General features: G+C 43.9%; 11 protein-coding genes. 2 read left to right on the top strand and 9 right to left on the bottom strand.

The window, feature by feature from the left end:
* Window positions 1–2 precede the first annotated feature (2 nt).
* Window positions 3–803, top strand: a complete 801-nt coding sequence (locus QUA44_RS14050; RefSeq protein ID WP_333251937.1) for an ion transporter — start codon at window positions 3–5, stop codon at window positions 801–803.
* A 252-nt stretch (window positions 804–1,055) separates the two neighbouring features.
* Here QUA44_RS14050 and QUA44_RS14055 read toward each other — a convergent pair whose 3' ends face one another.
* The 8 genes from QUA44_RS14055 to QUA44_RS14090 form a co-directional block, all read right to left on the bottom strand.
* Window positions 1,056–2,432 (bottom strand): ATP-binding protein, encoded by a 1,377-nt coding sequence (locus QUA44_RS14055; RefSeq protein ID WP_333251938.1) that lies wholly within the window; start codon window positions 2,430–2,432, stop codon window positions 1,056–1,058.
* A gap of 104 nt (window positions 2,433–2,536) precedes the next feature.
* The gene (locus QUA44_RS14060; RefSeq protein ID WP_333251939.1) at window positions 2,537–3,895 is read right to left on the bottom strand and encodes an ATP-binding protein; all 1,359 of its coding nucleotides are present in this window, start codon (window positions 3,893–3,895) and stop codon (window positions 2,537–2,539) included.
* Between the two features lie 723 nt (window positions 3,896–4,618).
* A complete protein-coding gene (locus tag QUA44_RS14065) occupies window positions 4,619–5,185 on the bottom strand; it encodes a hypothetical protein (RefSeq protein ID WP_333251940.1) in 567 nt (188 codons plus the stop codon).
* A 270-nt stretch (window positions 5,186–5,455) separates the two neighbouring features.
* Window positions 5,456–7,024 (bottom strand): hypothetical protein, encoded by a 1,569-nt coding sequence (locus QUA44_RS14070; RefSeq protein ID WP_333251941.1) that lies wholly within the window; start codon window positions 7,022–7,024, stop codon window positions 5,456–5,458.
* 467 nt (window positions 7,025–7,491) lie between these two features.
* A complete protein-coding gene (locus QUA44_RS14075; protein ID WP_333251942.1) occupies window positions 7,492–8,493 on the bottom strand; it encodes a hypothetical protein in 1,002 nt (333 codons plus the stop codon).
* Window positions 8,494–8,513: 20 nt separating this feature from the next.
* Entirely contained in the window at window positions 8,514–9,893 is a 1,380-nt protein-coding gene (locus tag QUA44_RS14080) for an oligosaccharide flippase family protein (protein WP_333251943.1), read from the bottom strand.
* 183 nt (window positions 9,894–10,076) lie between these two features.
* On the bottom strand, window positions 10,077–10,865 hold the full coding sequence (locus QUA44_RS14085; protein ID WP_333251944.1) for a TIGR03943 family putative permease subunit: 789 nt from the start codon (window positions 10,863–10,865) through the stop codon (window positions 10,077–10,079).
* Between the two features lie 219 nt (window positions 10,866–11,084).
* A complete protein-coding gene (locus tag QUA44_RS14090; protein WP_333251945.1) occupies window positions 11,085–12,164 on the bottom strand; it encodes a permease in 1,080 nt (359 codons plus the stop codon).
* 815 nt (window positions 12,165–12,979) lie between these two features.
* On the opposite strand from QUA44_RS14090, the gene QUA44_RS14095 reads away from it, so the two are divergent.
* On the top strand, window positions 12,980–14,440 hold the full coding sequence (locus tag QUA44_RS14095) for an ATP-binding protein (RefSeq protein WP_333251946.1): 1,461 nt from the start codon (window positions 12,980–12,982) through the stop codon (window positions 14,438–14,440).
* A gap of 290 nt (window positions 14,441–14,730) precedes the next feature.
* Here the strand turns inward: QUA44_RS14095 and dnaN are convergent, their stop codons facing one another.
* Window positions 14,731–15,870: a DNA polymerase III subunit beta gene (dnaN, locus tag QUA44_RS14100; protein WP_333251947.1), complete on the bottom strand. Its 1,140-nt coding sequence runs from the start codon at window positions 15,868–15,870 to the stop codon at window positions 14,731–14,733.
* Window positions 15,871–15,880: the final 10 nt, after the last annotated feature.

Raw genomic sequence — 15,880 nt, forward strand, 5'->3', positions numbered from 1 at the left:
AAATGCTATTCATTATCCCATCTATGTTAACCCGATCGCAAATTGGATTTTATCTCGAAGACATCGAAACCCCAATTGGTAGAACCGTCAATTTAACCCTTACCGGACTTATTCTCCTATCTTCGACCAACTTCATCGCCGAAACTTACCCGATTTCGGAAGCTGTTAGAATTAATTTACAAACTCTCGACACAGCCCTTTTAATCGTTTTTGCAGTTGAGTATTTATTGCGGCTGTGGTGTGCCGAAAATCGAGTTAAATTTATTTTTAGTTTTTTTTCAATTATTGATTTGCTGGCAATATTACCATTTTTGCTGGGATTTGTCAACGTTAGTTTTATCCGAATTTTTCGCTGGTTTAGAATTCTCCGACTCATCCGCTTTCTGGAATTAAAAATTTCTATTTTCCGCATCAGCAGCGAAGATGGGGTGATTTTTGCTCGGATTTTGTTTACTTTGCTGGCAATAATTTTTGTTTATTCTGGTTTGATTTATCAAGTCGAACATCCGGCAAATCCCGAAAGTTTTGGAACTTTTTTGGATGCTGTTTATTTCTCGGTTGTCACGATGACCACGGTGGGATTTGGCGATGTTACTCCGATTTCGGAATCCGGCCGTTTTTTGACTATTTTGATGATTTTGACGGGAATTGCTCTGATTCCTTGGCAATTGGGGGATTTGATTAAACACTTAGTTAAAAGTGCTAATCAAGTAGAAGCGGTTTGTAAAGGTTGCGGTTGGTCTGTACATGATGCTAATGCTAGATTTTGTAAAATGTGCGGCAGTCAATTAGATAATGGTTGACTGTTGACTGTTGACTGTTGACTGTTGACTGTTGACTGTTACAGCGTTTTCAGGTAGCGACACAGCATTGCCGTGTCCTGTACTTCATAAATCAGGAATAAACTGTAACTTCTTCCCTCTTCCCTCTTCCTTCTTCCTGAAATCCGTTACATCCGTTACAGAATCCGTTGCCGAACTTCCCTCTTCCTGAAATCCGTTACATCCGTTACATCCGTTGCATCCGTTACAGAATCCGTTGCCGAACTTCCTTCTTTAAGCTAAGGGTAACAAAATTTCAAATTCAGTGCCCCTGCCTAACTCCGATCGCATTCTGAATGCACCGCCGTGTTTGCCCGTCACTATTTGATAGCTAACTGCTAAACTGGTTTCTTTGAGGGCGCGTTTTTCGGTAGAGAATGATTCTATGATTTTTTTGTACTTGCTAGGTGACATTCCTTGCCCGTTATCTGATATGCAAATCGAAACCCAGCGAACATGAAGTTTGTCTAAATCCGGTGCAGGATCGGGACAGCAGACTTGAGTTGTGATTTCAATTTTAGGCTGGCGATCAAAGTCTTTGAGTCCTGCACCTTTAAATTCTTTCGCCAACTCTTGACCGACTGCTTCGTTAATTAATGTATTAATAGCATTGGTCAAGATATTCATAAATACTTGGTTTAGCTGGCCTGCATAGCACGGCACTGGCGGCAGGTAGCCGTAGTTTTTTACTACTTTGATTTCCCTAGTTAAACGACTTTTGAGTAGCAAAAGTATGCTGTCTATGTTGGCGTGCAAGTCTGTCGGTTTGGGATAAACATCGTCTATGTGGCAGAAGTTTTGCAAACTGCTTGCCAGCTTGCTCAAACGTTCGGCTCCAGATTTGATGCTGGCAACAGTTCGGAGGAAATCGTTTTGCAAAAAGTCATAGTCGATCTCTTCCTTGAGCCGTGCTATTTGCGGCGGGGGATCAGTACAGTATGCGTCGTAAACTGATAGCAACTCCATCAAGTTTTTGCTGTAGTCGCTGACGTAGGTTAAATTCCCCCAGATAAAGCCTACCGGATCTAAAATTTCGTGGGCTACTCCGTTGACTAAACGCCCTAAACTAGCCATTTTTTCGCTTTGAATCATTTGAGTTTGAGCTCTTTCGTAGCGGACTTGAGTTTCTATGCCACGAATTTGCCAGTAGGCGATGTTTAGCGCGTGAGGGTCTAAGAGGCGGTAAGATTGGGAGTCTATTTGGACGACGATTGGTTCTGACTGCAATTCGGGCGATCGACGCAGAGCTTGTGGAGCTGCTGCCAAAATGGTTGTACTCTCTGCGACTAATAATATTTCGACGCGAGCGTAACTGTAGAGAACTTTCAGCGGCAGGTGCAAAAAGAGCTCAGGGCCTTGGGGTTTGAGCAAATATTCCAGCAGTTGCCTGCGGGATATCATGCCAGCAAACTCTCCTGCTTCCATCAAGACCACTCCCGGCACTAGGGGATGCTGTTCAAACATTTCGGCAACTGCCACGGCCAAGCAGCTCGATTTAACCTGAAAGTCATACAGGGGCAAGTCCCAGAGGGTAGATTCTAGGGAAAGGTCTTGATGACTGCCTTCGGAGAGTGAAGGGCCAAGGAGTTTGGAACTGAATTTATTTGCCACTAGAACTTTTAGTTGCCGAAACGCTGGGAAAGTGAATTGAGAACCTACTACTAAGCTAGCCTATCACTTCACCGCAGGAGCGAACAACCGAGAATACTCTTGAGTTAATCTGTTGTGCCAACTATGGGCAGGAGAATTTCAAATTCAGTGTTCTTACCTGGTTGCGATCGCATTTTCAGTTGGCCGCCGTGCTTTTCTGTGACGATTTGATGGGAGATAGCCAGCCCCATACCGGTGCCTTTACCTGCTGGTTTAGTGGTAAAAAAGGTGTCAAATATCTGCTTGTGATTTTCTGGGGCAATGCCGGGGCCGTTATCGGCAATGCAAATTGCCACCCGCTTGCCGTCTTCGGTTTCTATGACTTTAGTGGTAATTTCGATTTGGGGCTGCCAGTTGTCCAGGCACTCGGTCTGTATTTCTCGATCGGCTGCGTACTCTGTCAGGGCGTCTAGAGCATTAACTAGCAAATTCAAAAACACCTGACTCAACTGACCTGAGTAGCCACTAACTAGCGGCAGTTCGCCGTAATTTTTAACCACTTCTATGCTGTTTTTAAAGCGGTTTTTCAAAATTAACAGCGTCATCTCCACGCATTCGTGAATGTCTGTCTCGGCTGGTTTTGTCTCGTCCATGTGAGAGAAGTGGTGCAGCCCGTTAACTATTTTTAGCAATTGCGAGGCTCCCAACTCCATCCCTTCTAAGGTGATCGGCAAATCTTCTTGTATAAAATCAAACTCAATTTCTTTTTTAAGGGCATCAATTCGGGGACAGGGTGCCGAATATTCTTCTTCATAAACCGACATGAGCTGAAGCAAGTGTTCAAAATAGGACAGCAGAAAAGTTAAATTTCCCCAAATACAGTTCAGCGGATTTCTGATTTCGTGGGCTACTTCTGCTACAATCCTCCCCAAACTAGCCATTTTTTCTGTTTGGATGAGTTTGGCTTGGGTTTGTTTGTGGAGTAACTTATTTGTTAATTGGTGAATTCTTGATTGAGCGACCATTAATTGGTGTACGTCTAACAGCTTGTAGGTCTGGGGGGCTATTTCCACTACTACGGGTTCGTAAATTAATTCTGCTGATCTGTAAAGACATTCCTGGGCGGCTTCTACTATTAACTTACTGGCGGGAAGTACGAGTTCCTCTGGCTTGGCAAACTTGTACAGTACCTCTATTGGCCGCTTGAAAAACATTTCTACTCCGTAGCGGCGGTTAACTTTTTCAAAAAATAGACGCCTGGATATGATGCCGACAAAATTACCCTCATTTGTCAAAATGACGCCGGGAAGCATGGAATTTTCTTCAAAAGCCTTGGCTACTTCTTTTGCCTGTTGAGTTAATTCAATTTGGCAGTTGGAGAGTGGCAGGTCTAGGAGAGTTGATTCTAAGGAGATGTTCCAAGTACAAAATTCAGGTATATGCAACACTGATAACTCCGAGCTAGTCTCACGCACAGCAAACATAGATGAAACCCCTGTTAAAAATTGTATTCATGAACAACTTAAGTTGCTATTAATTCGTAACGGGTAATTGGTAGCGGGTAGTTGCTAATTTGTGAAATTACAACAGCACCCGATGGGCAAACCCGATCGCACTAGCATTGTGTGCTAAAGATTTTGTTTCTAAATCAATATTAAACGATCTAAGCTTTTGTGGAACTTACGGAGTAGGCGCTTTAAACTTTTTACCATGATATACCTGCGATCGCGTGTTTTCCGAAAAATTTTAATATTTATAACGAATTATTGTGATAAGTTATACCATTTTTCCAGTGATAGAAGGGAATTGGAGAACCGCTCGCGGGTTATCAGTGAATATATTGGCATCCTTCGAGGGTTCGAGGATCGGGATTAGCCATCGTCCAGGGAGCTGCAGGCTCCAACTGTCAAGACTAGGGCCCAGGCCAAAATCTGCAGCTTGTACAGCAGAAGGAAGTTCGGCCACGGATTCGCTGTCTTGGGATGTAACCGAATGTAACGGATGGAAGGCTTGAGTTATGTAGGAGAGAAGGAATAAGCAATGTTCCGCAAGGGTTTGTGCAATTAAGAACGTTCTAACCGTATTGGCGGTTGCTATACCACTCAAAAGAAATGCAACTTTAGGCAACTTCCAACCTCGATGGTAGTCAGTTTTTTGCAATCTGCAATCTGCAATCTGCCATCTGCCATCTGCCATCTCAAATCGTCTTAGGGTTCCACCTCCGGCCAAAGGCGTTCTAGCTGATACCGCCAAGCGGCGAGAGTTTTTTCGCTAGACTCTCGCCCTAGTTCCATTTCACCCATCAATCCCTCTGCGTAGAAACGGTCTAAAGTCTGAAGGGTAGTTTCCACAGACTGTCCCTGCATCTTCGCAGCTTTGATGATTTGACGGAGGCGGCTTTCTATCAAACCGCCGAAAAAGTCAGACAAACCTCTCTCTTGCAAAGCCAGCAGTCTGGCGACGGCGGCTGAGAAATCGGCGGCCGCGAGTGTGGCACAACTGTGCTGAAATACTCCCCACAAAACGTTTTGATGTAAGGCGTAGCGAGTTTCGAGGGTGGTGTCAAAGTTAGCTTCTAGCAGTTTATCAAGAAATGGTTGAGCTTCCTGGGCATCGGCGATCGGCAGCAAAATCCGCAGCCAAGTCCCGTCTTCTGAAAGGAGGACTAATAGGCGAAAATTGGGGGTTTCTACTTGCCAAGAAGTGGCAGCAGGCATCTCCACACTGTCACCAAATAAGTCTTTAAGGGTATTGCTAATTTCTTCGGGAGTCATGCGAATTTTAGATTTTAGGTTTGAGGTTTTAGATGTGAAATTGCAGGCTGGCGAGTTGGTTTCAAAAGTTTGTAATATTTACCAGTATGGCTTAGTATTAACTCAATTTCAAATTTCAAATCTCAAATCTCAAATTTCAAATCAATTTAGTAAAAGTAGGGTGTGCACCGCGGACTTTTCAACGCTTGGTGTTTATGGGCGCACCTTAGCCTATTGATATTTACCAATATCGGTCAATCTAAAATCTAAAATCTAAAATCTAAAATCGATTTAGGGGAGCCAGCGGGGGTGATAGCCGGCAAAGGGAAGTTCTTCTGGCTGTAGTTTTGCGCGAGAAGCGTCTGCGGGTATTTCTACTAAGGGTAGCAGCCAGAGGCGGCTGGTGGCGATCGACTGTCCACTATCGTTGCGGGGCCTGTCTGCTGCTGAGGGATTTGCTGCTGTGACTGATTGGTCGAAAATTAATGCCAGCCCGTCGGGAGATAAACTGATTTGGGTATCTAATTGGTTGGGCAAAATCAGCAGCGGTTTGATGGTTCCTACCAAACGAGTACCCTCTTTTTTGAGGTCGATGGTGGCGATGAAAGGCTGTTCTTTGTAGCTTTCTGTTTTGAGGCGTTGGGCTAACAAACAGTAGAGACGCTGAACTTGGTTGTCTTGGTTTTTGCGGGGGTCGAAATAAACGCCCATAATGCTGCCGGGAATACGCAATATTTCTTGTTCTACACCTTGGTTATCTAAGATGAAAAGCGATCGAGTAAAGTCGCTGTTGTATTTAACATAGGCGGCGGCAGAGTTGTCGCGGGCCATGCCCAATACTTGTTCGTATTTTGGCAAAAATTCTACTGGGTCTGCTTCGGGTTTGAGGGGGACGATCGCTAATCCTTGTTTTTGAGATATTACCATCGATTTACTGTCGGGGCGAATCATAAAATCTCCGCCTTGTTCATTTTCCAAGGGTCTGGGCGGCTGTTTTTCTTCCAAAATCCAAGGACTGAAATCGCCGGGATTGCGGCGGTTGACGCGCTGGACAACTATGATTTTTCCGTCGGCTGAGAGGTCGAATTTGAGGTTTTGGTAATCTTTGGAGTCTAAGATTTTGTCGATTCTACCGGCTGGGTATTTTTGTTGAGTTCCTGATCCTGATTGGGGGTTGAGGCCGGTGGTGACTGTGAATAGTTCTTGATTGAGGGTGCCACGAGTACGGGCGATTGATCGATCTGTGGCGGAGAATAAAATGCGATCGCTGTCGGGATACGGTTTAAAATCGGTGACAACTAAGTCTTTGGGAGTCAGTGCTATCGGTTTCGATTCGCTGCTGGAGAGGTTGACTAGCATTAATCTGCTTTCTGTTTCGCCTTGGACACCGATGTAAGCAAAAGCTCGATCGCGGCTGCGAAACGAACTGCTAAACGGCTGCATTGGCGTTCCTTTATTTTGGTTGTTTTCTCCGAAATACTTGTCGGTTGCTCCGGCGAGTTTTACTGTGTAGGTAACGCCGTAGGGTGCTGGATCTTTGAGAGTGTAAGCCATGCGCCTTCCAGCCCAACTAAATTTACCGGGGAGGGGGGGTTCTAGCTTTAAGTTTTCCTCAACGCTGGACTGGTTCATCGGCCGAAAGAAGGTGAGGATAAAGCCGGTATCTTCGGCCCCGATTTGTTTGTTTTCCCAGGTGAATTCTCGCACTCTGGGTGCTGTGCGATCGCCGCTCAGCAGCAGCAGCCCTATTAAGAAGCTCAGCAATAGCATGAGGGCGATCGCCGTGCGGTCGATCGGCTGTTTGAATGGCAGAATAGCGAAGGGTGAAGGATTAATTTTTTTTTTGTTAAAAATACTCACAAATCTTTCTCTCCTATTTCTGCTGAAAATTAACTATAAAATTTTCCCTATTAAATTTTACAGTCCTAGACGCACTCCCGACCCTCAGAAACCTATTTTTTTTACCAGGGGAAAGGACTGCAACCCGTCTTTTGGTAAAAAACCCGATTTCTGAAAGTTGTGGTGCGTCCAGGACTGAATTAAACTCACGATCTTAAATCGGTGGAGTCTGTGGCACTTCCAACAGCATCAACCGATTTGAGATGTGAAATTTGAAATTTTAGCTTGTAGGGTGCCTCAGAGGTAAAAATTGCTCGTTCTAGAGAGGTTTTGACGACCGTAGAGCACCCTACAATTGTTGCAGTTGCGTCCTGGACTGTTTGAGATTTGAGATTTTTAATTTAATCTACAATCTCAAATCGCCAATTGTGCGATCGGTTCAGCGATAACGCTAGCACTTTACCCATCCTATTAATAATCACGACGACCTACTTAGATCCATTGCACGAATCCTTGACGATTGGTATGTGGGAACTATTATTAACCGCTGACAGTGTATAGGGCGATTCCAGTTCGGGATATAACTTAGAATATTTGCTATCGTAATGCCTGACCTCAAAATAGTTTAAATTTGACGGGTGAGGTTTATATATAGAGAAACATTCCAAAAGACAAAAAGTGGCTGCACTCTCTAAAGGCCCGACATTCACTACTTGATTTTTGAATAAACGACCTGAATTTATCCAGTGTTTCATCTGGTTTTTTGACAAACAGTAAAATGCTGAATGAGGATTGTTAAATTCAGCAAATTTTACACCTTCTATCTCTACACTAGATAGCTTATTTATTAGCAATGGGTGCGTTATCGTCAAATCAATATATCTCTTGGTTCCTTGATACATTTCATAACGATTTGGGTAAAGAATAGCATTCTCATACCCGCTTTCTCTGTTAAATTTTTCTAATTTTTCTATCGTGAAAGCATCGGATAAAATAATGTCATCTTCTATGAATAAAAACCAGTTAAATTCTTCTACTTTTTCGACGAATTCTTCCTGAAGCCTAAACTCTACAAACATCGGGTCGCATTCTGGCTCTTCTTGTATCTGAATGCACTTAATTTGATATTCAGGTAAATACGCTGTAACGTGCCTGTTCGGTAGAGTTTGGATCGCAATAGTCAGGTCGCAATGAGCAAAACTCGCCAACAGTCCATCTATTGTATGCCTGAGTCTTTCTATTTTTGCTGCCCCTTTTTCGGGATTTTCAGATTCTTCAACTGATGTAATGTGTGCGACAGCAGCAAAGATTTTGGGGCGTTCTTGGTCGGGCTGTTCGTTTTCTTTGAATAAATTTATGATGGTTTTTCTTTGATAAAACAGCATCATTTTAATATACCTAATGACCGCTCGCGATATTTCTTGTAACAAAGCAATTTGTAAAAAGATAAAGTGCATTACTTTTCTGTGTGGTGCATTTTCGGCTGACATACAGACAATCTCCTTTTTGTTTACTGAAACAGTTGATTGATCGGTACTAAATCCATCGGTGATATTTTATCGATAGGTAGCCCCCAACCCAGCAGATACATTCTAACGCACAGTATGCCTGCTAGTACCCCTAAGAACAGTGCTGTCAATTGGAGATCCTCCCAAAAACAAGTTAGCTTTTCTTTCCAAAGACCGTAGCTAGTTACTAAATAAGTAGGAATATCACCAACAGCTACAGCAATCACAGCACCTAAATTACCCAGAAAATGATATCCCACCGGGATGCCAATAGCGATACTCAAGAAAGTTACCAGATTGCCCATAGCTGCATATTGAGATTTGCCAACCGCTAACAAACAAGAACCCATCAAATTGTGGAGAGTAGTGTGCCAGATACCTAAAGCCAAGATTGGCATCATCCAAGATGCTGCCATATACTCTTTCCTGTACAGTGTTAAAACTAGCTGATCTCCAAAGCTCACAAAAATTGCTAAGCCTATGGCTAAAGGTATCAGAATTAAGTTGCGGTTTTTAATAATTTTGGCGCGCAATTCTTCCCGAGGCAACTCTGCTAGCATCGAAATAGAGGGGAAAATTACCCTACCTCCGAGGGCGATGATCACTTGGCGTGGCAGATCGCCGAGGGTAAAAGCGATGCCGTAAATGCCCAAGATTGTTAAAGTAAAGATTTTCCCTAGAACTAGGCGATCGGCTTGAGAGCACAGAAAAAATAACATCGTAGACAAAAATATCCATTTTCCATAAGAAAATATTTCTTTAGCGGCTTCTTTATCCCAAGCGAAGCGGTTTGACTGGCCGCGAATCAAAAAATGGCTCCATACTGACTCTATTATAGAGCTAGTCAAACCGCCGGCGATGATGGCCCAGATTGTGGGATTGAAAAAGGCCCAGACAATCATCACTGTAGTTGAAACTGCCTGTATGACCAACTCAAAAAGCACTACTTGCTTGACGCTCATTTTGCGTTCGAGAGTGGATACGGAAGTGGATTTGAACCCTCCTACTAAGGTATTTATACTTATACAGGGAAGCAACCACAGGAGACGGGGTTCTTCATAGAATTTAGCAACTGGCCAGGTGATTACAATTAAACACAACCAAACAAGTAAGCTGCGAAGAACTTGCATTGTCCAAGCGGTGTTGAAAAATTGAGGTTCGTCCCCGCGTTTGTTTTGAATGATGCTTGGGCCCAGACCTATGTCTGTGAATAGGTTGACGCCTGTGATGAAAACGTAGGCTAGACCCACCAGACCAAATAGTTCAGGCAAAAGCAGGCGGGTCAAAATTAGGTTGCTGCCAAATCGAATAATTTGACTGCTTCCATAGCTGGCGATCGTCCAGAATGCGCCTTTGATGGCTAATTTTTTTTCTGATGACATATACTCTCAACTTATTTCCTAATTATGAGTCTAGTTGCTGAATTTGCCGTTGGCAACTTCTACAGGATGCTGCAGCCATTTTTTTAGCTGACTTTACCGTATCTTGATTTTTCTAGGGAGGAAGGGCCCGACGCACATTTTACAATCAGAAAGATAAAATTTAATCTGCAAACGGCTCCACATCTAATAATCATAAGGGTTTTTTGGTTCGGGAATTGGTTTGAGGGAGGATGCTTGAATGATTAATTTGCGCTTACCTTGTAGTTCTTCTACGATTGTTTCTCCTTCTATTTCTAGCCAACTGTCTGGGGCAAAGGTGATGCGGCTTTGACCGATCGCTAATTTGACCGGCAACCCGATCGGATAGGCATCCGCCGCGCAGCAGGTAATGATAAAACGCCCGATCCACATATATTGTTCTGCTAGGTTAGGGGGATGAATTACAAATCCTTGAACCTTGACTTTTTGACTTCTGTATGTATCTGGCTCGGGGTTGAAATTTAACAGCCGCACCCATTCGACGAGCGATCGCTGTTCGGGTTTTGTAATATTGCGAAATTCTTGTGGTTGCAGTCTGGTGATGGGCAGGGATTCGGTGAGACCTCGTTCTAATGCTGTCTGGCTGGTAAATGTGCGTGGCGTTGTTAGTAAACCGATTAATGCGACGCTCAACATTAAGGTGCTGCCGATACTGGGGGGAAACAAAGTAACGTGTTCAATTTCTGTGATTCTGAGAGAGTTATTTGCTGTTGATATCCGCGATTGCTTTGTGGTGCGATCGACCTTTAAGAGTTCCCAAGTTTTTAAACTGCCAATAACCATTAAGCCGATTCCTCCTGCTAGAGTCAAGCCAAAGTAATTGGGGTGAATGAGAATGCTTAATTTCCCGGTAATCCAATATTTAAGAAGCAGTATTCCCCACGCTAAGATAGCTAGGGCGTCCAGCCAGGGGCTAATTTTTTTAATATTCATTTTTTAATAGTCATTGATAATTGGGAATTGAGACGTTGAAGGAAGAAGAAAAAAGGCAGAAGAAGAGGGAATAACGAAGAAGGAACAAAAAGAGGGAATAACGAAGAAGGAAGAGGGGAAAAATAGCTAGCCGTAGATCTGTGACCTCCGTGTCGTGAATCAAGGTATTTGAAAATAAAAATTTTCAAAGGGTATTAGTTGTCTGTTCTAGCTAAGTTATTAACCTAAATGCAAGTTGACAGCGAGGGTCATTAAAAAGGTTAACTGAGCAGCCAAGACAATTAAGTAAATTACGGCTCGACCTTTAAAAATAGAGAGCATTAAACCGATGCCTTTGAGGTCAATCATCGGGCCGAAAACGAGAAATGCTAACAGCGAACCGCTGGTAAATGTGGCGGCAAAAGACAGGGCAAAAAAGGCATCTACTGTAGAACAAATCGATACGACTGCGCCTAATAGCAGCATGGCGAGAATCGAGGAAACGGGGCCTTGGCCGAGGTTGAGAATTAGTTCGCGGGGTGCGCCAACTTGAATGATGGCGGCGATCGCACTTCCGATTACCAAAACTCCTCCCAATTCGCGCAACTCCTGTACCATAGTATCTAAAAGCAGGCGCAGACGCTCTTTAGAAACAGGGTGGAACATCGAGGAACGTTTCGAGGTTTTTTCTGTTTTGCCTGTTTGTAATGGCTTCCAGTCGTCTTGTAGCAAAGATTCGATCGGCACCGCCCCCCCCGGCTGACCGAGCATAAAAGTTCCCGACTGCAACAATAGCGGAGTGTTGTCTTGGGCGAGGTTTTTTTCGGAAAACTCTGGTTTTGGGAGGGGAATCGCGCGGGCTACAGAGGGTTGAAGCAGAGGCCGCAAGTCTTTTTGGGCGCTGAACACCCAGCCGATAATTGTGGCTATAGACAGAGAAAATACCACCCGCAAAACTACAATTTCTGGCTGATCCCGAAATGCCGTCCAAGTAGCCCAAATTACCACGGGGTTGATGGTGGGGGCCGCAAGCAAAAAGCCGATCGCGGCTGGTGCGGGCACTCCCTGCATCAGTAACCTGCGGGCAACGGGCACGTTACCGCACTCGCACACGGGAAACAAAAAGCCGATCGAACTACCCATCAAAGCCGCCAGCAGCGGGTTTCGCGGGATGCGGGATACGAGTTTGCGTTCGTCTACAAAGCCCAGCAGCAAACCTGAGAATAAGACTCCCAGCAGCAGAAAAGGTATTGCTTCTACTAACAAGCTGAGAAAAAGGGTAAAAGCATTGTTTAACTGATTCGTTAGGGCTGGTTGCATCGATCGCCTACTGGTAAATTGGTATTTAGTTTCACGTATTTGGCGGACTCCCTGTCGATCATACCTTCTGCACAGCACTAAATTTAAAATTCCGTTGAAACTTTTTGGCGATCGTCCTCAATGTTATAGCAACCATTAAAAGTTGCAGATTCCAGCACCGGACACGGCAATGTCGCTTCCCTAGCAATGCTCGGCTATAATCTCTATATTTCAACCTGAGAATAATACTCGTTAAAATTAATTTGATATTGTTCTGAAAGACCGGATAATTCTTAATTGTATTGGCGCGAATCATTGGACAAATTAACGAAAATTTAATTAATTAAAGTATCGCAAAATATGGCGTTTTATTAGTTTGTTGTAACAAAAAAATAATGAAAGTGGCAAGCTTGTTTAGACGGCGAGACTCTATGGGCAAACCTAGCGGGGTATTTGAGATTCGCGCAATTATGATTTTCCTGTATCATCAATTAATGATAGTTTTCACCAAAATTGGGTTATTGTTAACAACAGGTTAAGGTTTTAGCCCAAGGTTAACTAATAGTTAAATACTCCAAATAATAGTTAATACGCATCAAGCCGATATAAAATAAAGTCAGGCATAATCGCCAGAGCGCATCTATCTCGGTCATGCTCGAACTTGCCTAATACTTGGAGTGGTAAAATCCCATTTTCCACCATAAGTTTTTTGTGTAATTTAAAATGCTGTTTGCCAGAGGGATGTCGGCCAAAGCACTCAGCTACTCACCGACTGAGCTTTGGTAACTGAATGTCTGCTGGCAAATAAAAACCCTAAAAAGCGTGCTGATGAATTTATGTTAAATACTTCTTGCGTAGAAATACCAGTACAACCCGCGTCCGAAGCTGACTCTGGAGAACTTCGTTTAGACTCTACTCTCCAAGAATTATCGCTTTACGATTTTCAAGTAGAAGCTACGGATTTCGGGATGAAAATTTCCCAGATGTTAGAAACTAATCCGCTGTTACCGGGAGTCATTTTGACAAATCAAGGTAAATTTGTCGGCATGATTTCCCGGCGGAGATTTTTAGAATTTCTCAGCCGTCCTTTTGGAAGAGAATTATTTTTAAAACGACCTGTGAAGGCTTTATACCGCTTTGCTGAAATTGAGACTTTGATCTTTCCCAGCAATACTTTAATCGTGGATGCAGCCCGGAAGTCGCTGCAGCGCTCGAAAGAACTGCTTTACGAGCCGATTGTGGTTCAAGTGTCGCCCCAAACTTATACTTTGGTAGATGTACGCGAACTGTTAGTGGCCCAGTCAAACATTCACGAATTAGCGACAAAATTGCTGAGGCAGCAAACTCAATCTCAACTAATTCAAACCGAAAAATTGGCCAGTTTGGGGCAGATGGTAGCTGGAGTCGCTCACGAAATTAGAAACCCTGTCACCTGCATCAGCGGAAATCTCGGCTTTTTGTCTAACTACTCGAAAGACATCATGGAGTTGCTGTCGGCTTACGAGCAAATTGTCGGGCCTAGCGAAAAAATTCACGCACTCAAAGCAAACATAGAATTTGATTTTTTGCAAGAAGATTGGGTGGAAATTCTCAAAAGTATGAAGGTTTCATCAGAGAGACTGAGGGAACTTGTCACCAGCCTGCACACCTTTTCTCACATGGACGAAACTCACTTGAAAGAAGCTAACCTCCATGAATGTATTGACAGTACGCTGCTAATCATGAAAAACCGTCTTAAGTACGGGTTTAAAGTAGTTAAAAAGTATGGGGATTTGCCTTTGGTCAAGTGTTACTCTGGTCAGTTGAGTCAGGTATTTATGAATATCGTCAGCAATGCGATCGATGCTTTGGAAGAGGTAAAAGGAGAAATAGGTTTTGTACCTGCGATTACGATTGAAACTGAGCTAATAGACAGTTCTGACGGAGACTTCGTGAATTCGGAATTACTTCAAAATTATGTTTTGGGCGATGGCGTTCCGCCCCGCAAGCTACGACAAAATGCAAAACAGCTATCGTCCGCCAGCCAAAACGGCGACTTCTGCCCAGAAGCAGCGGAAAAAAATCAAAATAACGCTTGGATAGCCATCCGAATTGCCGATAACGGGCCGGGAATTCCGCCAGAAATTCAACGGCGGATTTTTGAGACATTTTTTACCACTAAACCTGCCGGGAAAGGTACCGGTTTGGGGTTGGCAATTACCCATCAAATTGTTACGGAAAAGCATAAAGGCAAGTTAAATTTGCATTCTACGCCCGGTACAGGTACTGAGTTTGAAATTTTGTTGCCATTGATTTGAAGGCTGTTCAGGATTAAGTAACGAAGTATTTTTGTAGAGTAATTACGCAACTGTCACATTCAATAAAGGTATGTTGTTGGGCTTGGGCGCTACTATATATAAGAGCCCTAAAGCGCAACAACGTACCTAAACAGATCCCTATGAGATTTTCGATAATGATTGAGAATTACTAAACTGACGCACTCTACGGGTGTCAACTCTTCCTTGTTGCTTGAGTCAACTGTCAACTGCCAACTGACAACTGCCAACTGACAACTGCCAACTGACAACTGTCAACTGTCAACTGTCAATTAAGCTCTTAGCTGAACTGGCATCACTAAGAATGTAGCATTGACTCCGCCCAAAGGTTGAAAAATTACAGGAGCAAGAGCACCGTTTAATTGCAGTTGAATTTCGGGAGACTGAGCTGTTTTCAAAATGTCAATTAAGTATTTCACGTTGAAAGCAATATCTATGCTATCTCCGGAAATCTGTGCCGGCATTGACTCTTTGCCGCAGCCGACATCTTTGGCATCTACCGACAAAGTAATTTCCTGATTTTCCTCGTCGATGCTGCATTTGAGGATATTATTTTTTTGGTCGGCAAAGACTGCTATTCTTTCGACTGCTGCTAAGAGCGATCGCCTTTCTAGAGTAATTTGCCGCTCAAAGGAGGGCGGAATTAACTGGCGGTATGCGGGATATTGCCCTTCTAAGGTGCGGGTTGTCAGCCGCTGGTCTGCCCATTCAAACACTACTTGACCGTGTTCAAAATGCAGGGTTACAGGTTCAGTCCACTGCCGCATCACCAGCATTCTTTCTACTTCCCGCAATGCTTTAGCGGGGACTGTTACCTCAAATTCTTCTTGGGTTTCTTCGCCTTCAGCTTTTTCATTGGCAGTTTGAACTACTGCCAATCTGTGGCCGTCTGTAGCTGCAAATTCCAAGCAATCTTGCAATACCTTTAAATGCACGCCTGCAAGTACCTGTTTTGCCTCGTCGGGGCTAGTAGCAAATAAAGTTCCTTTGAGTCCTTCTATCAAGGCTTCCGGTGGCAATTTGAGGATTGTTCCGGCTTCTATTGCAGGCAATTCTGGGAATTCTTCTGGGCCCATGCCTCTGACTTGGTAGCTGCCAGAACTGCAAGTGAGATATGCTACGGTGTCTCCGGCTTCGTCTTCTAAAGTAATCTCTCCATCTGGGAGTCTGGAAACAATATCGTTGAGCAATTTAGCGGGTATGGTAAAACTGCCGCCGCCGGTCACTTCTGCTGCAAAGCTGGTACGAATGCCTAAACTGAGATCGAAAGCTGTCAAGCTAACCCGCTGATTTTCCTCATCCGCTACTAAGAGCACGTTGGCTAGTACCGGATGTGTCGGGCGGGAGGGAACGGCCCGACTTACCAACGAGAGGTTGGCGTTGAGGTCACTTTGGGTGCAAACCAATTTCATGGGTGGAAGG

The sequence above is a fragment of the Microcoleus sp. N9_A2 genome, assembly GCF_036701775.1.
Classification (GTDB): Bacteria; Cyanobacteriota; Cyanobacteriia; order Cyanobacteriales; family Microcoleaceae; genus Microcoleus.

What these genes read in the sequence shown, in the direction of transcription:
- QUA44_RS14050 (WP_333251937.1), top strand. Translation starts at nt 3, where the DNA reads ATGCTATTCATTATCCCATCTATGTTAACCCGATCGCAAATTGGATTT.
- QUA44_RS14060 (WP_333251939.1), bottom strand. Translation starts at nt 3,895, where the DNA reads ATGTTTGCTGTGCGTGAGACTAGCTCGGAGTTATCAGTGTTGCATATA.
- QUA44_RS14065 (WP_333251940.1), bottom strand. Translation starts at nt 5,185, where the DNA reads ATGACTCCCGAAGAAATTAGCAATACCCTTAAAGACTTATTTGGTGAC.
- QUA44_RS14075 (WP_333251942.1), bottom strand. Translation starts at nt 8,493, where the DNA reads ATGTCAGCCGAAAATGCACCACACAGAAAAGTAATGCACTTTATCTTT.
- QUA44_RS14080 (WP_333251943.1), bottom strand. Translation starts at nt 9,893, where the DNA reads ATGTCATCAGAAAAAAAATTAGCCATCAAAGGCGCATTCTGGACGATC.
- QUA44_RS14085 (WP_333251944.1), bottom strand. Translation starts at nt 10,865, where the DNA reads ATGAATATTAAAAAAATTAGCCCCTGGCTGGACGCCCTAGCTATCTTA.
- QUA44_RS14090 (WP_333251945.1), bottom strand. Translation starts at nt 12,164, where the DNA reads ATGCAACCAGCCCTAACGAATCAGTTAAACAATGCTTTTACCCTTTTT.
- QUA44_RS14095 (WP_333251946.1), top strand. Translation starts at nt 12,980, where the DNA reads ATGTTAAATACTTCTTGCGTAGAAATACCAGTACAACCCGCGTCCGAA.
- dnaN (WP_333251947.1), bottom strand. Translation starts at nt 15,870, where the DNA reads ATGAAATTGGTTTGCACCCAAAGTGACCTCAACGCCAACCTCTCGTTG.